Origin of the sequence: Pasteurella bettyae CCUG 2042, assembly GCF_000262245.1 — a bacterium.
Classification (GTDB): domain Bacteria; phylum Pseudomonadota; class Gammaproteobacteria; order Enterobacterales; family Pasteurellaceae; genus Basfia; species Basfia bettyae.
In genome coordinates, this window is the sequence record NZ_AJSX01000033.1 from 20,080 (window position 1) to 41,711 (window position 21,632).

Consider the following 21,632-nt stretch of genomic DNA (forward strand, 5'->3'; position numbering starts at 1 on the left):
GTTTTGCCGATTATGCCACTTATTTGTAACTTTGACAGTGGATCCATCCCTAAACCAGGTGAAATTTCTTTAGCACATAATGGAGTATTATTTTTAGATGAGTTACCCGAGTTTGAACGACGGGTATTAGATGCCTTAAGACAGCCTTTAGAAAGTGGCGAAATTATCATTTCACGAGCTACCGCAAAAATCCAATTTCCAGCAAAATTTCAACTTATTGCAGCAATGAATCCTAGTCCAACGGGCAATTATCAAGGCACACATAACCGCACTTCCCCTCAGCAAATTATGCGCTATTTGAATCGATTATCTGGCCCATTTTTAGATCGTTTTGATTTATCTATTGAAGTTCCACTACTTCCTCAAGGTGCATTACAAAATACAGGCGATCGCGGTGAGAGTAGTGAACAAGTGCGTACTAAAGTATTAAAAGTAAGAGAAATTCAATTAGCGAGATCTGGAAAAATCAATGCACATCTGACGAGTAAAGAAATTGAACGGGATTGCAAATTAAAAGATAAAGATGCATTATTCTTAGAAAATGCTTTAACCAAGTTAGGCTTATCAGTACGAGCATATCATCGAATCTTGAAAGTTTCTCGTACAATTGCTGATCTTAATGAAGAAAACCAAATTAATCAAAAACATCTGGCTGAGGCATTAGGATATCGTGCCATGGATCGACTATTACAAAAACTCAATCAACAAAATTAGAGAATTAAAAGTGCGGTTTAATTTCAAAAAATTTTCTCAAAACTAACCGCACTTTTCTTATCCAATAAGATTATTCAGCGTCCTCTTTCGCCCATTCTAACGAACAACGAACTGCTTTTTTCCAGCCTTTATAACGTTTTTCACGTTTTTCATTATCATTATCTGGTGTAAATGTACGCTCTACACGTGCTTTATCACGTAATTCATCCAAATCTTTCCAGAAGCCAGTAGCAAGGCCTGCAAGATAGGCTGCACCTAAAGCTGTCACTTCTTTCACCACAGGACGTTCTACATTAACATCTAATATATCTGCTTGGAATTGCATTAAGAAGTTATTAGCTGTTGCACCGCCATCTACACGAAGATATTTTAATTTATCACCAGCATCTGATTGCATAGCTTCTAATACATCACGAGTTTGATATGCAATGGATTCAAGGGTTGCACGCACAATATGATTGCGATTTGCACCTCGAGATAAACCAAAAATTGCACCACGAGCATATGGATCCCAATATGGTGCACCTAATCCTGTAAAGGCAGGAACGACATAGACCCCATTACTGTCAGATTCTTTTGTAGCAAAATATTCACTATCATAACTATCGTGTACGATTTTAAGTTCATCACGTAACCACTGAATAGAAGCCCCTGCGATAAACACTGAGCCTTCTAATGCATATTCTGGTTCACCTTTCGCATTACAGGCAATGGTGGTTAATAACCCATTTTTTGACGTAATGGCTTTATCACCAGTATGCAATAACATAAAGCAACCCGTACCATAAGTATTTTTGGCTTGGCCCGCTTTCACACACAAATGACCATAAAGTGCAGCTTGTTGGTCACCGGCAATACCTGCAACAGGAATACGCACACCACCTTTACCACCAATATTGGTTTGTCCATAAATTTCAGAAGAATTTCTTACTTCAGGTAGCATTGAACGTGGAATATTCAAAATCTCAAGCATTTTGTCATCCCACTGTTTAGTATGGATATTGAATAACATGGTACGAGATGCATTAGTATAATCAGTCACATGTACACGGCCTTGTGTTAATTTCCAAACCAACCAGGTATCCACTGTACCAAATAATAATTCTCCTTGTTCTGCTTTTGCTCTTGCGCCTTCTACATTATCTAAAATCCATTTAACTTTAGTACCAGAGAAATAAGGATCAACCACTAAACCTGTTGTATTACGAATATAATCTTCATAGCCATCTGCTTTTAATTTATCGGTAATATCCGCAGTACGACGACATTGCCACACAATCGCATTATAAACAGGTGTACCTGTTTCTTTTTCCCATACGATCGTCGTTTCACGTTGATTAGTAATCCCAATAGCTGCAATTTCATCAGAAGTAATACCAGCTTTTGCAACCACTTCATTTAAAGTTGAGCTTTGTGTTGCCCAAATTTCCATTGGATTATGTTCCACCCAACCCGCTTTCGGATAAATCTGCGTGAATTCACGTTGAGCAATTTCAATGATATTGGCATCATGATCTAATAAAACAGCTCTTGAACTTGTTGTCCCTTGGTCTAACGCAATAATGTATTTTTTTTCAGACATTGTGAATCTCCACTAAAATATATGTGTGAATATGGACTACAAATACTTATTTTGGTTAAAAACGAAAAATCACCAGAGTAAGTTAATTAAAAACCTGAAAACAATAAAGATACTTTTATTGATTATTTGAATTTAATCACATTTATTTTCCAAATCGAAAATAAAAATGTGAACTGACTAACAAATTTCTATAAAAGGACTTTTTTTTTATCAGAAAATTTTAATAATAGAATCACATTTTCTATGTCATTAATTTAGAAAATGCTGATAAAAATGAGAAATAACTTATTTAATTAACGATAAATCACAACTATTGACAATATTATTTTATTCTCATACATCATATATAGGAGAACTAAATATGAACGCATATTTAGCCGAGTTTTTAGGTACCGCATTGTTAGTATTAATGGGTAATGGCGTTGTCGCCAACGTTTGTTTGAACAAAACAAAAGGTAACAGCTCTGGATGGATTGTAATCACCACAGCTTGGGCATTTGCCGTATATGTTGCTGTAGTAGCAACAGGTCCATATAGTGGAGCACACTTAAATCCAGCAGTGACATTAGGGTTAGCCGTAAAAGGTAGCTTTGCTTGGGAAATGGTTCCTGGTTATATTATTGCACAAGTGATAGGTGGCATACTTGGTGGTTTAATTGTCTATTTATTCTATTCAGATCACTTTGCTGTCACTGATGATCCAGCAGCTAAACGAGCTTGTTTCTCTACAGAACCCGCTATTCGACATTTTTCAACCAATCTCTTCTGTGAAATTATCGGCACAGTAGTTCTTGTATCGGTTATTTTCTATATTTCAGGTGGTGAAATGACATTACCTAATGCACAAGGCACTGTACCTATTGGTTTAGGTTCAGTAGGTGCCTTACCTGTCGCCATTTTAGTATGGGCAATTGGTTTAAGCTTAGGGGGAACTACTGGCTATGCAATTAATCCAGCTCGTGACTTTGGACCTCGCATTGCATTAAGTTTATTAAGCAAAAAATTGAATACTTCTCCAGATTGGGGATATGGCTGGGTACCTATTTTAGGACCAATGATTGGTGGCGTAATAGCTGCTCTAGGTTATAACTTTATTATGTAATCTTACATTACTTAGTAAAAGGGTTAGTATATTTTACTAGCCCTTTTTCTTGAATAAAAATGTTTAATAAATTGTTATTAATTATTCTCAGCTATGTTGTAAATAAAGCACCATTCAAAAAAGCTCAAAAAAATCATTAAAAGACCATTTTATTTTCCTTTTAATTCGTAAACGCTCATATAAAACGTGATTTATATCACAATTTAATAACATTTAATTTTTCTATTAATGGAATTTGCGGTATCTTTACGCTGTCATAAAAACTTAAAAACCTCTGAAGATTTGTGATTTTCTTGAGTCAGTTTTTTCAGGGCTAATTTTAGACATAACTACTTTCTATTTAAATATTCAAGTAGTAAAGATTAATAATAACAGACGTGAAGTTGGAGAATAGTATGTTTGGTATATTCAAACCAGCCGCTGCAATCCCAGAGCTACCGGCAGATAAAATTGATTCAACTTATAAACGCTTACGCTGGCAAGTGTTTATGGGTATTTTCTTTGGTTATGCGGCGTATTACTTTGTACGTGCTAATTTCGATTTGGCACAGAAAGGGTTAATTGAAGCAGGTATGTATAACAAGGCTGAACTAGGTATTATTGGTACTGGTGCAGGTTTAGCTTATGGTTTATCAAAATTCGTTATGGCAACGGTATCTGACCGTTCAAATCCTAGAGTATTCTTACCATTCGGTTTATTACTTTCTGGTTTATGTATGACGCTTATGGGAATCATGCCATGGGCAACATCAGGTATTTTAGTGATGTTTGTCATGATCTTCTTAAATGGTTGGTTCCAAGGTATGGGTTGGCCTCCATGTGGTCGTACAATGGTTCACTGGTGGTCTAAATCAGAACGTGGTTCTATTGTTTCTATTTGGAACTGTGCTCACAATGTGGGTGGTATGATGCCTGGTGCAATGGTGCTATTAGCAAGTGCAGTATACTTCAGTAATACTGGCGTTGAAGCAACTGCTAAAGATGTATGGCAACAAGCGCTTTACTATCCTGGTATTGCTGCCATGGTTTGTGCTGTGCCAATTTATTTCGTTATGAAAGATACACCACAATCTTGCGGTTTACCAGCAGTAGAAAAATGGCGTAATGATTATCCAGATGACTATAATGAAAAATCATATGAGAATGAATTAAGTACAAAAGAAATTCTAGTAACTTATGTATTAAAAAATAAATTATTATGGTACATCGCAATTGCTAACGTATTCGTATATTTAATCCGTTATGGTGTTTTAAAATGGTCTCCAGTTTATCTAGGTGAAGTAAAACACTTTAACATTAAAGGTACTGCATGGGCATATACTATTTATGAATTAGCTGCAATCCCTGGTACATTACTATGTGGTTGGGTATCAGATAAAATCTTTAAAGGTAAACGTGGTTTAACTGGTTTCGTCTTCATGATTCTAACCACCATTGCTGTTGTTGCCTTATGGAAAAACCCAGCAACACCTGAAGCAGAATTAGCACAATATTCAGCATGGTATGAAAACCCGTATCAATTAACAGACTTTATTTTAATGACAACTATCGGTTTCTTAATTTATGGTCCAGTAATGTTGATCGGCTTACATGCACTTGAATTAGCACCGAAAAAAGCCGCTGGTACATCTGCTGGCTTCACAGGCTTATTCGGTTACTTAGGTGGTACAGTTTCTGCATCAGCAGTTGTTGGTTGGGCAGCAGAACATTATGGCTGGGACGGTGGTTTCTATGTCATGATCGTGGGTGGTATCCTATCAGTTATCTTAATGTTCATCGTTATGGTTGCTGAGGGTAAACACAAAGCTCAATTAAATGACCACTATGGCAGTTAATTTCTAGTCAATCTGATTTATTAAAAGGAAGAGCGGTACCTAAATTGTTCTTCCTTTTTTTCACACAAAATGTGGCGGTTTTTGACCGCACTTTACCAAGTATGTTTAAAACAATAGGAGAATTGTAATGAAATTTAGAGTAAAAAACCTTGCTATCGCATTGGCTTTTTCCACTTTAGCTGCTTGCTCAACTCAAACCTCAAAACAAGCACAGCCTATGAATTCACAAGATAAAATCGTTATTGCTCATCGTGGTGCAAGTGGTTACTTACCTGAACATACCCTTGAAAGTAAAGCTCTTGCTTTCGGTCAAAAAGCAGATTATCTCGAACAAGATTTAGCGATGACAAAAGATAATCGTTTAATCGTTATTCATGACCATTTCTTAGATGGCTTAACTGATGTAGCTAAAAAATTCCCTAAACGTGCACGTAAAGATGGACGTTACTATGTTATTGACTTTACATTGAAAGAAATTCAATCTCTAGAAATGACAGAAAACTTTAAAACAGAAAATGGCAAACAAGTTCAAGTCTATCCAAATCGCTTTCCATTATGGAGTTCACACTTCCGCATTCATACATTTGAAGACGAAATTGAGTTCATTCAAGGTCTAGAAAAATCTACAGGCAAGAAAATTGGTATCTATCCTGAAATCAAAGCACCTTGGTTACACCATAAAGAAGGTAAAGATATCGCAGCAGAAACTTTAAAAGTTTTGAAAAAATACGGTTATGACAGTAAAGATGATATGGTTTATTTACAAACCTTCGACTTTAATGAACTTAAACGTATTAAAACTGAATTGCTTCCAAAAATGGGCATGGATCTCAAACTTGTTCAATTAATTGCATATTCAGATTGGCATGAAACTGAAGCTAAAAATGCCCAAGGTAAATGGGAAAACTATGATTATTCATGGATGTTCAAACCAGGTGCAATGGCGGAAGTGGCTAAATATGCTGATGGTGTTGGTCCAGCTTGGTATATGTTAGTCGATGATAAAAATTCAAAACTTGGTGATGTAAAATATACTCCAATGGTTGAAGATATTGCCAAAACTAAACTTGAACTACATCCATACACTATCCGTAAAGATGATGTACCGAGTTTCTTCTCTGATGTAAATCAAATGTATGATGCAATGTTCAATAAATCGGGTGCAACTGGTCTCTTTACTGACTTCCCAGATTTAGCAGTAAAATTCTTAGGTAAAGATCAACCGAAAAAAGAAAAATAATCATACTTTCTGATCGTAATTTAATCTGTCCAACCTTGGACAGCTTAATAAACTAAATACTGGGCGCTGTATTATGCAGGGCCCAGTCCTTTTTAATCAAGTTTAATTAATGTTAGGTTATCTATTTGGGCCGCTTGCTTTGTAATTCGGCTAGCCCATTCAGACTTTTTTATCCATCTCCTAACATCTTATGTACTCTTTTTTGATAGCCAAGTTCCTCTCACTTTTTAGATAAATCTTTTTCACACATAAATAAACCAGCTTCAATTTGAGTTTTTTAAAGGATTATGGCAATAAATTCGCTATCCAAGTTTTAGGATAAAGCTCAAAGTGCGGTCCTTTTTTTTAAAATTTTTGAATGAATTTTTACTATTGATTTTCTAAATTTCATGAATTAAAATTTCAAATGATTTTTATTCTTATTTATAACCTAAAGGAAATTTTATGCAGCAAAAATGGAGTTTGAATTTAATGGGATTAACTTGTTTAATCCCATTAATTTCTTTTGCTCAAGCAGAAACTCAAAAATCTGAAAAATTGGATACCATCCTTGTGAATGAGGAGGGAGGAGAGAAATCTAGCTATGATGAAAATCTGTTGAAAACCTATGTTTCCACAGGTTCTTATTCCTATTTAGGAAAATCTGATATTAATACGTTCAGAGGCAGTTCTGTAGGCGATTTTCTTTCTGGTGTGCCAGGCGTGATTGCTGGTAACAAGCGTAATAGTGGTGCATTATCCGTTAATATTCGTGGTGTTGCTAACGAAAACCGTGTACCAATTTATGTAGATGGTGGTTTGCAATCAGTCCCTTCTTGGCAAGGTTATGCGGGTTCATCTACTCGTTCTTATTTAGACCCTGATTTTATTAGCCAAGTGGAAATTGAAAAAGGCCCATCCCTTTCTGCAGATGCTACAGGTGCAATCGGCGGGGTTGTGCGAATGAATACCTTAGGTTGGAAAGATATTATTCCTGAAGGCAAAACTTGGGGTGTACTACTTAAATTAGGCACCATGACAAATACTGTTTCACCGCCAGCAAATTATACAAAAGGTGGTTATCAAACCCGTTATATTAGCAATTGTTTAAGCAATGATTCAGGTTTATGCCAAACGCAAAGCCACTCACCTAATGCCCGTTACTCATCTAATGGTTTAAATTTAAATTCTTATAATTACAGCATTGCCTTTGCTAATAAATGGGAAAATGCAGATGTGCTATTCGCTTATGCCAAACGCAGACAAGGCAACTATTTTGTTGGCAAACATGGGCAAATTCCTGAAATTGATCATATTGAAGTAGAAGAAGACAAAGATTATGTAGAAATTAATGATCAATACGAAACCGTTGAAGTGTCAAAAGTGCATTTTAAGGAAAATCGCAGCACTTTATATCGACCAGGCGAAGAAGCATTGAACACTTCTCAACTAAATACCTCTTATTTAGCAAAAGCGAATTTCTATAATGATCACCACAAGTTAGGATTAGGCTATAGCCATTACCATAGTCGTTTTGGGGAGATAATGAGTTCAATTTTAAGTTTCCGTGGCTATGGAGCGTTACAAGGAGAAGGCTCTGAAGTTAAAGTGAATCGTTACAACTTGAGTTATCAATATAATCCGGATACACCTTATGTCAATTTAAATATCAATGCCTATTACACTGACAGTGATTCCTCAAACTTTACCCCTTATTTGGATAGTTTTGGCTATGATTATTCCCAACGTCATGCACATTTCTTAGCCTCAAAACAAAAAGGATTGAGCATTGATAATACCAGTATTTTTCAACTTAATAATCAACCACTTGCTATAAAATATGGGTTGACTCACAGTTATGAACGCATTTATTTACCGAAAGATGCACAAGCTCGAGTATTAGCTAAAGGATATCCTGAAGATGCTATTGCACCTCTATATATACGAGATGGAAAACGTAAAGAAATCAGTGGCTTCATTAATGCGAGTTATCCTTTTAATCATTGGCTAAAAGCAGATGGTGGGGTGCGCTATTTCCGTTCTACCACCAATGATTATGTAGTTCATTCTGAACAAGTGGAAGATCATGTTGATTTAACCACTGGTGACATTGTTTATAAAACAGTTTCACATAAACAAAATCCAATCAAAAACAAAGGCTTTTCACCAATTGTCATGTTAAGTGCGGAAGTAGCAAAAGACACCACATTATATGCTAAATATGCTCAAGCCTTACGTTCGCCAAGTTTATTCCAAGCGACTAAAGGTTGGAGCATGCAAGATACCAGCGATAACTTAGACCAACTCAAACCAGAACGAGCCAAAAATTGGGAGTTTGGTATCAATGGATTGTATGAAAATGTAGGTGGACAAGATAATGTACTTGGTGTGAAAGTCGCTTATTTCAATAATAATATTGATAATTACCTGACCAGAAGCCTTGATAAAATTAGTGGAAAAACTCAAACCATTAATTTACAAAAAGCAAAACTTGAAGGGTTTGAGGTATCAGCTTATTATGATATGCGTAAATTTTACGCTAAATTTGCAAGCACTTATTACACTAAAACCCAATATTGCTTAATGCCTCATCAAGTTGGTAGTGGTGATACACAATGTTACGATGGCTATATTTATGCTAGCAACATCAACAATACCGTACCACCAAAATTAAATTATCAACTGACTTTGGGCACTCGCTGGTTAGATGAAAAACTTGATATTGGCGTGCGTTATAGTTACTACGGAAAACGTGTTGTGCCAGTATTAAGAGACGATACTTCAAGTATTGATTGGAATGCTTATTCTCTCGTAGATTTATACGCTAACTATAGCGTTTCCAATAACCTCAAACTTACAATGACCATGGATAACGTTTTCAACCGTTATTATTTGGATACCAATAATATGGGATTAAACACCGCACCTGGCAGAACATTACATATGGGATTAGAATATCGTTTCTAATAAAAAATTCCTCTAAAAACAACCGCACTTTCATCTGCACCCCAAAAGTTGGACATCTAGCCCACTGATTAAGGTGTATATGAAAGTGCGGTCTTTTTTTACAAAATTTTTATCAAATCGCAAGATAAAATTTTTTAGAGATCATTATTTATCTCATTATTTTGTGATCTCTCTCACAATAAATATTCTTTTTCGCTCAAAATACTATTCTAAAACGCTCATTTACAATAAAATAACAAGCGTTTATTAAGGTATTTACTTTTCAAATACTCAATTTATTTATTCATCTTGTGGGGCATCATATGGGAATGTCATCTCAACTCTATAGAAATGTAGGGGATTTTTCTCCTATCAATACAGATGTAATCATCATTGGTGGCGGTGCTACTGGTGCAGGTATTGCTCGAGACTGCTCATTACGTGGGCTAAAATGCATATTGTTAGAACGACACGATATTGCTACTGGAGCAACTGGACGTAACCATGGCTTATTACATAGTGGTGGTCGATATGCAGTTAATGACCGTGAATCCGCTGAAGAATGTATTAAAGAAAATATGATCTTAAAGCATATTGCCCGCCATTGCGTAGATGATACCAAAGGTCTATTTATCACCTTACCAGAAGACGATCTTGATTATCAAAAGAAATTCATTGAAGCTTGTCGTGCCTCTGGTATTGAAGCCAAAGCCATTGATCCAGCACTGGCTCGTCATATGGAGCCTTCTGTCAATCCTGACTTAGTCGGTGCTGTGGTTGTACCAGATGGTTCTATAGATCCCTTCCGTTTAACTGCCGCAAATACTATTGATGCCGTAGAAAATGGCGCTCAAATTTTTACTTATTGTGAAGTAAAAGGGTTGATTCGTGAAGGCGGTCGAGTAATTGGTGTGAAAGTATATGATCATAAAAATAAAGTTGATCGCCAATTTTTTGCGCCAATTGTCGTTAATGCTGGCGGTATTTGGGGTCAAGGTATTGCAGAATATGCTGATTTAAAAATCCGTATGTTCCCTGCCAAAGGTGCATTACTTGTTATGGGACACCGAATTAATAACATGGTTATTAATCGTTGTCGTAAACCAGCTGATGCAGATATCTTAGTGCCTGGTGATACTATTTGCGTTATCGGTACGACCTCTGATCGTATTCCTTATGATCAAATTGATAATATGGAAGTAACACCTGAAGAAGTTGATATTCTATTCCGTGAAGGTGAAAAACTTGCCCCGAGCCTACGTCATACCCGAGTTTTACGTGCTTATGCAGGCGTTCGACCATTAGTCGCAAGTGATGATGATCCATCAGGTCGTAATGTCAGCCGTGGTATCGTCTTATTAGATCATGCTGAACGTGATGGTTTAGACGGTTTCATTACAATTACTGGCGGTAAATTGATGACATATCGTCTTATGGCTGAATGGGCAACCGATTTAGTTTGTAAAAAACTCAATAATAGTAAAACATGTGAAACCGCAGATCGAGTTTTACCTGGTTCTAATGAAAGCCGTAAAGAAACCAGTGAAAAAATGATTTCATTACCTGCCACTATTCGTAATTCTGCTGTTTATCGACATGGTTCACGAGCAACACGATTATTGGATAATCAGCGTTTAGATCGTTCTTTAGTTTGTGAATGTGAATCCGTCACCGCAGGTGAAATCAATTATGCGGTAAACGAACTTAATGTAAATAATTTAGTAGATTTACGTCGTCGTACTCGAGTGGGTATGGGAACATGTCAAGCTGAATTATGTGCCTGTCGTGCTGCTGGACTAATGGCTCGTTTTGATGTTGCCACACCTCGTCAATCAACAGATCAATTAATTGCTTTTATGGAAGAACGTTGGAAAGGTATCCGTCCAATCGCGTGGGGCGATGCGGTGCGTGAAGCTGAATTCACAAGCTGGATATATTACAGCTTACTTGGCTTAAATGATGTGATTCTAGAAAAAGCACAGGGAGTGAATAACAATGAATTTTGATGTCGTGATTATTGGCGGAGGCATCGCAGGTCTTACTTGTGGTCTCACGCTACAGGAAAAAGGAATACATTGTGCCATTATCAATAATGGTCAAGCAGCTATTGATTTCTCTTCAGGTTCTATGGATTTACTCACCCGTTTACCTCATGGTGAAACAGTAAGTTCTTTCTCTGAATCTTATGCTGATTTAGTTCAACAAGCACCACAACATCCTTATGCTATCTTAGGTAAAGATGAGGTATTAGAAAAAGCACAACAATTTGAAGCACTAGCAAAATCCCTCAATTTATCATTGATGGGATCAACCCAAAAAAATCATAAAAGAGTCACCGCACTTGGTGGTTTAAGAGGTACATGGCTTTCACCAACCAGTGTACCAACAATTATGAATGAAGAAGCCTTTCCTTATTCAAAGATTGCATTATTAGGCATTGAAGGTTATCACGATTTTCAACCACAATTATTAGCGGAGAATCTCAAACAAAATCCTCAATTTACACATTGTGAATTAACTATTGGCTACTTAAATATTCCTGAGTTAGATCATTTACGTGAAAGTAGTCGTGAATTCCGTAGTGTTAATATTGCACAAGTTCTTGAGCATAAATTATCCTTTAATAATCTAGTAGCAGAAATAAAAGAAGCTGTAGGTGAAGCCGAAGCCGCATTTTTGCCCGCATGTTTTGGTTTAGATGATCAAGTTTTCTTCGATTCATTACGTCAAGCGACAGGTATTGAGCTTTATGAATTACCGACACTTCCTCCTTCATTATTAGGTATTCGCCAACATCGTCAATTACGTGCACGGTTTGAAAGTTTAGGTGGCGTAATGTTTAATGGTGATAGAGCTTTACGTGCAGAATTTGAAGAAAATAAAGTTGCTCGAATTTATACTCAACTTCACCTTGAAAATGCAATTACCGCAAAATATTTTGTGTTAGCTTCTGGCAGTTTCTTCAGTAATGGCTTAGTTTCTGAATTTGAAGAAATCTATGAGCCATTATTCCGAGCCGATATCATTAAAACAGAACAATTTGATGCAACCAATCGTTTTTCATGGATCAATAAACGGTTTTCAGCGCCACAGCCATACCAATCTGCTGGTGTTTTAATCAATGCACAGTGTCAAGTTCAAAAACAAGGTAAAACCATTGATAACTTATTTGCCATTGGTTCCGTGATTGGTGGCTATAACGGCATTGAACTAGGATGTGGTTCAGGTGTTGCGGTGGCTACAGCCTTAAAAACTGCTGATAATATTCTTGCAGCACAAACTAAGAACTAGGAGGCGATGATGAATATTCAAGAATTAATTAGTCACGCAAAACAAGAAATGTTATCTCCTGCTGTGATGGAAGCTTTTCATGATAAAAGCTTTGAAAGTTGTATTAAATGTACTGCTTGTACTGCAGTTTGTCCTGTTTCACGCAATAACCCATTATATCCAGGTCCAAAACAGTCTGGTCCAGATGGCGAACGTTTACGTCTTAAAAATGCCTCTTATTATGATGATGCATTAAAATACTGTTTAAACTGTAAACGTTGTGAAGTTGCCTGTCCATCCGATGTTAAAATTGGTGATATCATTGTTCGTGCTCGTAATAAACATATCGAACAACAAAATAAACCATTAGTCCACAAATTACGTGATGCAGTATTAAGTAACACAGATATTATGGGAACATTGGCTACGCCATTTGCACCAGTTGTAAATACCATTACGGGGCTAAAAGCGACTAAATTTATTTTAGAAAAAACTTTAAAAGTGAGTAAGCACCGAACCTTACCTAAATATGCTTTTGGTACATTCCGTAGTTGGTATATGAAAAATGAATTAGAAAAACAAGCCAAATTCGATCAAAAAGTAGCTTACTATCATGGTTGTTATGTAAACTACAACAACCCTCAATTAGGTAAAGAATTTATTGAAGTATTCAATGCTATGAATATTGGTGTTGTCTTACTTGAAAAAGAAAAATGCTGTGGCTTACCTTTAAGTGTGAATTCATTTCCAGAAAGAGCAAAAAAAATTGCGCAATTTAATACTGACTATATCGGTAGAATGGTGGATGAAAATGGCTTAGATGTTATTAGCGAAGCCTCAAGCTGTGCCTTAAATTTACGAGATGAATATCATCATATTTTAGGTATCGATAATGCTAAAGTACGTCCACATATTCATATGGTCACCCCTTTTCTGTATAAATTATTCCAAGAGGGTAAAACTTTACCATTGAAACCATTGAAATTAAGAGTGGCTTATCATACGGCTTGTCACGTTGAAAAAGCAGGCTGGGCACCTTACACCTTAGAAATCTTAAAACAAATTCCTGGTCTTGAAGTGGTGATGTTACCTTCACAATGTTGTGGTATAGCAGGAACTTATGGCTTTAAGGAAGAAAACTATGAAACCTCACAAGCCATTGGTAAGAACTTATTTGAACATATTAATGAGGGGCAATTTGATTACGTCATATCCGAATGCCAAACCTGTAAATGGCAAATTGATATGTCTAGTAATGTGACCTGTATTCATCCTATTACATTGCTTTCCATGTCAATGAATCAATAAATGATAAACCGCACTTAATATGCCAATAAGTGCGGTTTTATTTTAGAAAATATTTTTTAAAATTTGATTTTTATTATGAATAATTTGATCTAGATAACGTTTTTTTATTTTTTATTAGAGTAGAATCTACCTATTAATTATTAGTTTTTTATTTTTTAACATTAATGAGGTACTGTATGACAGATCTAAACAAACTCACACAAGAACTTGCTGCTATTGGTATTACAGGCGCATCTGAAATCGTCTATAACCCAAGTTATGAATTCTTATTTGAAGAAGAAACAAAACCAGGGTTAGAAGGTTTCGAAAAAGGCACCTTAACAAATCAAGGCGCTGTTGCTGTTGACACAGGTATTTTTACGGGGCGCTCACCTAAAGATAAATATATTGTTTTAGATGACAAAACTAAAGACACTGTATGGTGGACTTCAGATGCCGCTAAAAACGATAATAAACCAATGAATCAAGAAACGTGGAAAAGTTTAAAATCTATCGTAACTAAACAGCTTTCTAATAAACGTTTATTTGTTGTTGATGCATTCTGTGGTGCAAACCCAGATACTCGTTTATCTGTTCGAGTTGTTACAGAAGTTGCATGGCAAGCTCACTTTGTGAAAAACATGTTTATTCGTCCAAGTGAAGCTGAATTACAAAACTTTAAGCCTGATTTTGTGGTCATGAATGGTTCTAAATGTACTAACCCAAATTGGAAAGAACAAGGTCTAAATTCAGAAAACTTTGTTGCTTTTAATATCACTGAAGGTATCCAATTAATTGGTGGTACATGGTACGGCGGTGAAATGAAAAAAGGTATGTTCTCAATGATGAACTATTTCTTACCTCTTCGTGGCATCGCATCAATGCACTGTTCAGCAAACGTAGGTAAAGATGGTGATACCGCAATCTTCTTTGGTTTATCAGGTACAGGTAAAACAACATTATCAACAGATCCTAAACGTCAATTAATTGGTGACGATGAACATGGTTGGGATGATGAAGGTGTATTTAACTTTGAAGGTGGTTGCTACGCTAAAACTATCAATTTATCACCAGAAAACGAACCTGATATCTATGGTGCAATTAAACGTGATGCATTATTAGAAAATGTCGGTGTTTTAGCAAATGGCGATGTTGACTATGCTGATGGTTCAAAAACCGAAAATACTCGTGTTTCTTACCCAATCTATCACATTCAAAATATCGTTAAACCTGTTTCTAAAGCAGGTCCAGCAACTAAAGTCATCTTCTTATCTGCTGATGCATTTGGTGTATTACCACCAGTGTCTAAATTGACTCCAGAACAAACTAAATACTACTTCTTATCTGGTTTCACAGCAAAATTAGCGGGTACAGAACGTGGTATCACAGAGCCTACACCAACATTCTCAGCATGTTTCGGTGCGGCATTCTTAAGCTTACACCCAACTCAATACGCTGAAGTATTAGTTAAACGTATGCAAGAATCTGGTGCAGAAGCATATTTAGTGAACACTGGTTGGAATGGTACAGGTAAACGTATTTCAATCAAAGATACTCGTGGTATCATTGATGCAATCTTAGATGGCTCAATTGATAAAGCTGAAATGGGTTCATTACCAATCTTTGATTTTGCAATTCCTAAAGCATTACCTGGTGTTGATCCTGCAATTTTAGATCCTCGTGATACTTATGCAGATAAATCTCAATGGGAAGTTAAAGCTAAAGACTTAGCTGGTCGTTTCGTTAAAAACTTCGAAAAATACACTACAAATGCTGAAGGTAAAGCATTAGTGGCTGCTGGTCCTAAAGCTTAATTTGTAAAAATTTTCTAAAATCAAACCGCACTTTGAAAATCAAAGTGCGGTTTTTTTCTTAATTATATTTGTTCTGCAGAATTAGCTCTGTATCATTCCTCAATTTAGCACATAAAAAAAGAGGATATAAAATCCTCTTTTACAAATATCATCAATAATTAATGAATGACATCTTCATCACTGGCTTGTTTTAATTTCTGAATAGCTTCCTTATTAAAGAAATAATGCGTACCACAACATTCACATTGCATATCAATGGAACCATTATGTGCTGCCAGAATCTCATCAATTTCATCATCAGAAATTAATAATAACGCAGAGCCTGAACGTTCTTGCGAACATCCACAATGGAAGTTTACAACTTGTGGATCAAACACTTCTACGGTTTCTTCATGATATAAACGATACATCAATTCTTCTGCATTTAAACCAAATAATTCTTCATCTTTGACAGTCGATGTTAAAGTGGCTAAATGTTCAAAATCTTCTCTTGAACCTGAACCATCAGGCATAATTTGTAATAACATTCCAGCCGCAACAGGTTTACCTTCATATTCCCCAACTCTAATTAATAACTGAGTCTGAAGCTGTTCTGAACGTTCAAAATATTCTTCTAAACATTCAGTGATCGTTGGTTTATCTAATGCAATAATGCCTTGATAGCGTTCACCTTCTTTAGGAGCGATGGTAATAACTAACACACCTTTACCAATTAATTGATGTAGCCCCATATCATTAGAGATATCGCCTTCAATACGTGCTAAAGCCCGAATATTTTGTTCATCTGTGCCATTAACTAAAGCTAAACGTAATGGGCCATCACCTTGAATTTGAACAGTAATATCCCCTTCAAATTTTAAAGTAGCAGTAAGCAAGTTAGTTGCCACCATCATCTCACCCAATAAATGACGAACGACTTGGGGATAATGATGTGTATTTAATGTATCAATAAAAGTTCGATTTAAACGAACCCACTCACCACGCACGGCTCTATTTTGAAATAAATAACGATATAATTTGTCGTTATCCTGAATATAAGTCATAGTTTTCCTTAGTTGAAAACGGACATGATGTCCATTTTAATAATTATTGTTGCTGTATATTGGGATCCTTATCAAAATTTCAACTGATTCTGTTCATTGCAAACAAAATCATTTAATTTTGATTTTTAAATTTAATTAAATCCCGTCGTTCTTTCTTATTTGGACGATGATCTGGATGGGGCATTGCATTCATCTTACGTGCTAATGCCATTTTCTCTCGATTCTCCACACTCATAGCTGTTTCAGCATAAAGCAATTGTGCTTGAGGAGCACCTCTGCGTTGTGTAGAAAGTGCGGTCACTTCAACTTCTTTTTCTTCATTACCTTGACGAAGCTTTATTTTCGCCCCCACTTCTACCGCTTTATTTGGCTTAGTACGTTGCCCATTATAATGAACCTTACCACCATCTATCATTTCTTTAGCGATACTACGAGTCTTATAAAAACGAGCAGCCCATAGCCATTTATCTAAACGAGTGATGTCATCAGAATTTTCTTTTTCATTATCTTTATGCAAATTTTTTGCCATAACTGATCCTTATTTCTGTTGCTTTATGGTATCGTTAATGCACAGGTTTGTAAAATAAAGAGATCAATATGAAAGTATTACAAAAAACCGAGATCCTTAATATCACTACTGCAGCAAAGTCTCGCATTCTTGAAATTCAAGCAGTGGATTTAAAATTCTCAAATGGACAATTACGTACCTATGAGCGAATAAAGCCTAGTCGTAAAGCGGCAGTAATGGTACTTCCTATTGATGGTGATGATTTACTGATGGTGCGTGAATATGCAGTGGGCACTGAACGTTACGAACTGGGTTTTACTAAAGGGCTGATGGAACAAGGAGAAACACCTGAGCAAAGTGCGAATCGCGAAATGCAAGAAGAAATAGGGTTAGGGGCAAGATCTATTATCTTTTTACGCACCGTAAATACTTCACCAAGTTTTATGAATAGCCCAATGCATATCTTATTAGCCACTGATTTCTATGAATCAAAATTAGAAGGTGATGAACCTGAACCGTTAGAGCTAATTCGTTATCCTTTAGCCAATATAGATAAGTTATTAAACGATCCCGAATTTTATGAAGCTAAAAATTTAGTAGCACTCTATACTCTAAGAGATTATTTAAAAAACTCAAAATAAAGTGGATTTTACTGAAGATTTATACTAGAAAAGACGATATGTACACAAAAATTATTGAAAAATTTACCGCACTTTTCCGACTAAATTAATCAATTTCTTTTCTCGTCAAGCTCCAAAAGATTTGCTAGAATCGTTATATTACAGTTTCGGTGGAATATACCAATGGAAATCACACAACAACTTCTTAATGACGTTTTGGAGCTTGCTAAACAGGCTGGTGAACACAGTAAAGTTTTTTATGCAAAAAACCTAACTGTACAAACAAAATCTGATAATACACCTGTGACAGAAGCTGATTTATTCATTAGCCAATTTCTTACCCAAAAACTCACCTCTATTACACCTGATATTCCTGTTCTCTCTGAAGAAAACTGCCATATTGATTTTAATGAGCGTAAACAATGGCAAGCTTATTGGTTGATCGATCCTATCGATGGCACGCAGCAGTTTATCAGTCATACGGATCAATTTTCCGTAATGATTTGCTTAGTTCAAAATAATCAGCCTATGCTTGGTGTTATTCATGCACCTATGCTTAATCGAACTTATTATGCATGGCGTGAACATGGTGCATTTTTAATTGAAAATGGTATCACAAAAAAATTACCCAAAATTCAACCGCACAATCGAACCCAAATAAAAATTGCCATCGGCTCATCTAATCCAGAAAAAATCCGACAATCTATCAAGTCTCCATATCAACCTGAATTTATCGTTTATGGTTCAAGTAGTTTAAAATCGGGTTTAGTGGCAGAAGGCATCGTAGATTGCTATGTTCGTTTTGGAAATACTGGAGAATGGGATACCGCAGTGGCTGACATATTACTACATGAAGTCGATTGCAAAATTTTTGATTTATCTTTTCAACCGCTGACTTATAATCAAAGAGAAACACTAATTAATCCTTATTTTGTAATGGGCAATTGCAAATTAGATTGGCAAAAAATCTTTCAATTTAATACGTAATAGCTATTAGATAATTCATGTGAAATACTGCATAGTATGCAAATTTCATAATTAAATATATTTAGGAAGCAAAATGAACGCAAAAAATAATTGTATCGTTATTTTTGGTGCCTCAGGCGATTTAACCCACCGAAAATTAATTCCAGCACTTTATAATCTTTATAAAATCGGTCGTCTAAATGAAAGTTTTTCAGTTTTAGGTGTCGCTCGTACTGATATGACAGATGAAGAATTCCGTTCTAAAATGCATCAAGCCTTAGTAGAGCATGAGTCTGCTGAGGGTGAACATTTAGAAAAGTTTTGTTCACATCTCTATTACCAAGCGGTAAATACCTCAGATGCCTCTGACTATGCTAAATTAGTGCCTCGTCTTGATGAATTACATGATATTTATCAAACTTGTGGAAATACCCTTTATTATCTATCAACACCACCAAGTTTATATGGTGTTATTCCTGAATGTTTAGCAGCCCATGGTCTCAATACTGAAGAATTCGGTTGGAAACGTATCATCATTGAGAAACCTTTTGGTTACGATATGAAAACCGCTAAAGAATTAGATATACAAATTCATCGCTTCTTTGAAGAGCATCAAATCTATCGTATTGATCATTATTTAGGTAAAGAAACTGTTCAAAATTTATTAGTTTTACGTTTTTCAAATGGCTTATTTGAACCATTATGGAATCGTAACTATATTGACTATGTAGAAATCACTGGTGCTGAAGAAATTGGTGTAGAACAACGTGGTGGCTATTATGATGGCTCTGGTGCAATGCGTGATATGTTCCAAAACCATTTATTACAAGTTTTAGCAATGGTTGCGATGGAGCCACCTGCAATTATTAATGCAGATTCTATGCGTGATGAAACAGCTAAAGTACTTTATTGTTTGCATCCTCTAGAACAAGAAACCCTACAAAATAACCTAGTGCTTGGTCAATATGCGCCCACAGAACATGATGGTGAACATATTAATGGTTACTTAGAAGAAAAAGGTGTTCCATCTGATTCAACAACTGAAACTTATATGGCATTACGTTGTGAAATAGACAACTGGCGTTGGGCGGGTGTACCATTTTATGTGCGAACAGGTAAACGCTTACCAACTCGTGTCACAGAAGTGGTAATTCACTTTAAGAAGACACCACACCCTGTATTTAGCCAAGAAGCACCTGAAAATAAATTAATTCTACGAATTCAACCTGATGAAGGTATTTCAATGCGTTTCGGTTTGAAAAAACCAGGTGCTGGATTTGATGCCCAAGAAGTTTCCATGGACTTTAGTTATTCTGATTTAAGTGGTGCGAGCTTATTAACCGCTTATGAACGTTTACTATTAGATGCAATGAAAGGCGATGCTACTTTATTTGCTCGTACTGATGCTGTGCATGCTTGTTGGAAATTTGTTCAACCTATTTTAGATTATAAAGCAAATGGTGGTAGAGTTTATCAATATGAAGCGGGTTCCTGGGGGCCTATCGAAGCTGACAAATTGATTGCCCATACAGGTCGCATATGGCGTAAACCCTCAGGGGCTATGAAAGAAAAGTCATAATTAAATGATAACTAACCTATTCTGACAAGTACATTCATTTATTGATATTACATAGCTCTCCTTTGTAAATAAGGCGCTATCAGGAAAAACTATGAATAAATTTATATTTCCTACAGCTCAAGCTGCTGTTGAAAAAATTGCCGAAGAATTTAAAACTTACAGCGAGCAAAATCGCCCTGTGCATATTTCGCTTTCGGGCGGTTCAACACCCAAATTGCTATTCAAAACTTTGGCTCAATCTCCTTTTAAAAATGAAATCCAATGGCAAAACTTGCATTTCTGGTGGGGCGATGATCGTATGGTTCCCCCACAAGATCTAGAAAGTAATTATGGCGAAGTGCAAAAACTGCTATTTGATCATATTCAAATCCCAGCAGAAAACATTCATCGCATTCGTGGCGAAGAAAACGTAGAGCAAGAACTTGCAAGATTTTCACAAGAATTGACTGCTTGCGTACCAAATTTGGCGTTCGATTGGATTATTCTAGGAATGGGCAATGACGGGCACACCGCCTCGCTCTTCCCTCACCAAACAGATTTCGCCGATCAGAATGTTGCTGTGATTGCTAAACACCCCGAAACAGGGCAAATCCGTATTTCTAAAACCGCTTCACTGATTGAAAAAGCCAAACGGATTACCTATTTAGTGACAGGGGCGGCGAAAGCAGAAATCCTCAAAGAAATCCAAAATACTGAAGCGGAAAATCTGCCTTACCCAGCGGCAAAAATTAAAGCAAAAAATGGGAAAACAGAGTGGTATTTAGATAATGAGGCTGCAAAATTACTATAAAGTGCGGTCATAATTTAAGGAGTTTTTTATGAAACCTGTTGTTTACTATGCACCATGGTGTCCTGACACTGAGCCATTTTTTACCGAACTCGCACGCTTAAATGCTGATGTGGAAAAAGTGAATATGGTGGACAATTCAGCAGGTCTAAAAGCCTTTTTAAAATTACGAGACACCCATTCCGCATTCGATGATGCGAAGAAAAACGGATATATTGGTATTCCAGCATTAGTGTTAGAAAATGGGGACGTAGTTTTGGATAAAGAGCAGTTAACAACAATTTTTACAAAATAACTTTTAGATAGTGATGTCTCCTCATGAATGCTTGAATAACACTTTAAAGGAATAAACTGGAAGAT

General features: G+C 36.1%; 16 protein-coding genes and 1 pseudogene. 14 read left to right on the forward strand and 3 right to left on the reverse strand.

Going from position 1 to position 21,632, the window contains the following annotated elements; translation table 11 throughout:
• Nucleotides 1-39: 39 nt before the first annotated feature.
• Nucleotides 40-714 (forward strand): annotated as a pseudogene (locus HMPREF1052_RS06180) (ATP-binding protein); the annotation flags it as partial.
• A gap of 70 nt (nucleotides 715-784) precedes the next feature.
• Here HMPREF1052_RS06180 and glpK read toward each other — a convergent pair.
• Nucleotides 785-2,296 carry a glycerol kinase GlpK gene (gene glpK / locus HMPREF1052_RS06185; RefSeq protein WP_005760786.1) on the reverse strand — a complete coding sequence of 504 codons (1,512 nt, stop codon included), beginning with the start codon at nucleotides 2,294-2,296 and terminating at the stop codon, nucleotides 785-787.
• Between the two features lie 361 nt (nucleotides 2,297-2,657).
• On the opposite strand from glpK, the gene HMPREF1052_RS06190 reads away from it, so the two are divergent.
• The 8 genes from HMPREF1052_RS06190 to pckA all read left to right on the forward strand — a co-directional run bounded on the left by HMPREF1052_RS06190 (nucleotide 2,658) and on the right by pckA (nucleotide 15,769).
• The gene (locus HMPREF1052_RS06190; protein ID WP_005760711.1) at nucleotides 2,658-3,398 is read left to right on the forward strand and encodes an MIP/aquaporin family protein; all 741 of its coding nucleotides are present in this window, start codon (nucleotides 2,658-2,660) and stop codon (nucleotides 3,396-3,398) included.
• Nucleotides 3,399-3,793: 395 nt separating this feature from the next.
• Nucleotides 3,794-5,233 (forward strand): glycerol-3-phosphate transporter, encoded by a 1,440-nt coding sequence (gene glpT, locus HMPREF1052_RS06195; RefSeq protein ID WP_005760816.1) that lies wholly within the window; start codon nucleotides 3,794-3,796, stop codon nucleotides 5,231-5,233.
• 127 nt (nucleotides 5,234-5,360) lie between these two features.
• The gene (gene glpQ / locus HMPREF1052_RS06200) at nucleotides 5,361-6,473 is read left to right on the forward strand and encodes a glycerophosphodiester phosphodiesterase (protein WP_005760732.1); all 1,113 of its coding nucleotides are present in this window, start codon (nucleotides 5,361-5,363) and stop codon (nucleotides 6,471-6,473) included.
• A 444-nt stretch (nucleotides 6,474-6,917) separates the two neighbouring features.
• The gene (locus HMPREF1052_RS06205) at nucleotides 6,918-9,419 is read left to right on the forward strand and encodes a TonB-dependent receptor domain-containing protein (protein ID WP_005760820.1); all 2,502 of its coding nucleotides are present in this window, start codon (nucleotides 6,918-6,920) and stop codon (nucleotides 9,417-9,419) included.
• Nucleotides 9,420-9,721: 302 nt separating this feature from the next.
• Nucleotides 9,722-11,404, forward strand: a complete 1,683-nt coding sequence (glpA, locus tag HMPREF1052_RS06210) for an anaerobic glycerol-3-phosphate dehydrogenase subunit A (RefSeq protein ID WP_005760749.1) — start codon at nucleotides 9,722-9,724, stop codon at nucleotides 11,402-11,404.
• Entirely contained in the window at nucleotides 11,394-12,689 is a 1,296-nt protein-coding gene (gene glpB / locus HMPREF1052_RS06215; protein WP_005760790.1) for a glycerol-3-phosphate dehydrogenase subunit GlpB, read from the forward strand. The genes glpA and glpB overlap by 11 nt, the downstream gene beginning before the upstream one ends.
• Nucleotides 12,690-12,698: 9 nt before the next feature.
• The gene (glpC, locus tag HMPREF1052_RS06220; RefSeq protein ID WP_005760777.1) at nucleotides 12,699-13,976 is read left to right on the forward strand and encodes an anaerobic glycerol-3-phosphate dehydrogenase subunit GlpC; all 1,278 of its coding nucleotides are present in this window, start codon (nucleotides 12,699-12,701) and stop codon (nucleotides 13,974-13,976) included.
• 176 nt (nucleotides 13,977-14,152) lie between these two features.
• On the forward strand, nucleotides 14,153-15,769 hold the full coding sequence (pckA, locus tag HMPREF1052_RS06225) for a phosphoenolpyruvate carboxykinase (ATP) (RefSeq protein ID WP_005760779.1): 1,617 nt from the start codon (nucleotides 14,153-14,155) through the stop codon (nucleotides 15,767-15,769).
• A 158-nt stretch (nucleotides 15,770-15,927) separates the two neighbouring features.
• On the opposite strand, the gene hslO is transcribed toward pckA, so the two are convergent.
• Together hslO and hslR are read right to left on the reverse strand one after the other, a co-directional pair.
• Nucleotides 15,928-16,812: an Hsp33 family molecular chaperone HslO gene (hslO, locus tag HMPREF1052_RS06230; protein ID WP_005760850.1), complete on the reverse strand. Its 885-nt coding sequence runs from the start codon at nucleotides 16,810-16,812 to the stop codon at nucleotides 15,928-15,930.
• A gap of 112 nt (nucleotides 16,813-16,924) precedes the next feature.
• Nucleotides 16,925-17,341 carry a ribosome-associated heat shock protein Hsp15 gene (gene hslR, locus HMPREF1052_RS06235; protein WP_005760808.1) on the reverse strand — a complete coding sequence of 139 codons (417 nt, stop codon included), beginning with the start codon at nucleotides 17,339-17,341 and terminating at the stop codon, nucleotides 16,925-16,927.
• A 68-nt stretch (nucleotides 17,342-17,409) separates the two neighbouring features.
• Between hslR and nudE the strand changes: the two genes are divergently transcribed.
• From nudE to HMPREF1052_RS06260, 5 genes are all read left to right on the forward strand, one after another.
• Complete coding sequence (gene nudE, locus HMPREF1052_RS06240) at nucleotides 17,410-17,961, forward strand: ADP compounds hydrolase NudE (RefSeq protein ID WP_005760923.1); 552 nt, start codon at nucleotides 17,410-17,412, stop codon at nucleotides 17,959-17,961.
• Between the two features lie 162 nt (nucleotides 17,962-18,123).
• On the forward strand, nucleotides 18,124-18,927 hold the full coding sequence (cysQ, locus tag HMPREF1052_RS06245; RefSeq protein ID WP_005760844.1) for a 3'(2'),5'-bisphosphate nucleotidase CysQ: 804 nt from the start codon (nucleotides 18,124-18,126) through the stop codon (nucleotides 18,925-18,927).
• A gap of 73 nt (nucleotides 18,928-19,000) precedes the next feature.
• On the forward strand, nucleotides 19,001-20,485 hold the full coding sequence (gene zwf / locus HMPREF1052_RS06250; RefSeq protein ID WP_005760887.1) for a glucose-6-phosphate dehydrogenase: 1,485 nt from the start codon (nucleotides 19,001-19,003) through the stop codon (nucleotides 20,483-20,485).
• Nucleotides 20,486-20,576: 91 nt separating this feature from the next.
• Nucleotides 20,577-21,275 (forward strand): 6-phosphogluconolactonase, encoded by a 699-nt coding sequence (gene pgl, locus HMPREF1052_RS06255; RefSeq protein ID WP_005760750.1) that lies wholly within the window; start codon nucleotides 20,577-20,579, stop codon nucleotides 21,273-21,275.
• 28 nt (nucleotides 21,276-21,303) lie between these two features.
• Nucleotides 21,304-21,567, forward strand: a complete 264-nt coding sequence (locus tag HMPREF1052_RS06260; RefSeq protein ID WP_005760860.1) for a hypothetical protein — start codon at nucleotides 21,304-21,306, stop codon at nucleotides 21,565-21,567.
• Nucleotides 21,568-21,632 lie beyond the last annotated feature (65 nt).

Excerpts from the sequence above, each read along its gene's own strand:
- HMPREF1052_RS06205 (WP_005760820.1), top strand. The coding sequence starts at position 6,918 with ATGCAGCAAAAATGGAGTTTGAATTTAATGGGATTAACTTGTTTAATC.
- hslR (WP_005760808.1), bottom strand. The coding sequence starts at position 17,341 with ATGGCAAAAAATTTGCATAAAGATAATGAAAAAGAAAATTCTGATGAC.
- hslO (WP_005760850.1), bottom strand. The coding sequence starts at position 16,812 with ATGACTTATATTCAGGATAACGACAAATTATATCGTTATTTATTTCAA.
- glpT (WP_005760816.1), top strand. The coding sequence starts at position 3,794 with ATGTTTGGTATATTCAAACCAGCCGCTGCAATCCCAGAGCTACCGGCA.
- zwf (WP_005760887.1), top strand. The coding sequence starts at position 19,001 with ATGAACGCAAAAAATAATTGTATCGTTATTTTTGGTGCCTCAGGCGAT.
- pgl (WP_005760750.1), top strand. The coding sequence starts at position 20,577 with ATGAATAAATTTATATTTCCTACAGCTCAAGCTGCTGTTGAAAAAATT.
- pckA (WP_005760779.1), top strand. The coding sequence starts at position 14,153 with ATGACAGATCTAAACAAACTCACACAAGAACTTGCTGCTATTGGTATT.
- cysQ (WP_005760844.1), top strand. The coding sequence starts at position 18,124 with ATGGAAATCACACAACAACTTCTTAATGACGTTTTGGAGCTTGCTAAA.
- HMPREF1052_RS06190 (WP_005760711.1), top strand. The coding sequence starts at position 2,658 with ATGAACGCATATTTAGCCGAGTTTTTAGGTACCGCATTGTTAGTATTA.
- glpB (WP_005760790.1), top strand. The coding sequence starts at position 11,394 with ATGAATTTTGATGTCGTGATTATTGGCGGAGGCATCGCAGGTCTTACT.
- glpQ (WP_005760732.1), top strand. The coding sequence starts at position 5,361 with ATGAAATTTAGAGTAAAAAACCTTGCTATCGCATTGGCTTTTTCCACT.
- glpC (WP_005760777.1), top strand. The coding sequence starts at position 12,699 with ATGAATATTCAAGAATTAATTAGTCACGCAAAACAAGAAATGTTATCT.
- HMPREF1052_RS06260 (WP_005760860.1), top strand. The coding sequence starts at position 21,304 with ATGAAACCTGTTGTTTACTATGCACCATGGTGTCCTGACACTGAGCCA.
- glpK (WP_005760786.1), bottom strand. The coding sequence starts at position 2,296 with ATGTCTGAAAAAAAATACATTATTGCGTTAGACCAAGGGACAACAAGT.
- glpA (WP_005760749.1), top strand. The coding sequence starts at position 9,722 with ATGGGAATGTCATCTCAACTCTATAGAAATGTAGGGGATTTTTCTCCT.
- nudE (WP_005760923.1), top strand. The coding sequence starts at position 17,410 with ATGAAAGTATTACAAAAAACCGAGATCCTTAATATCACTACTGCAGCA.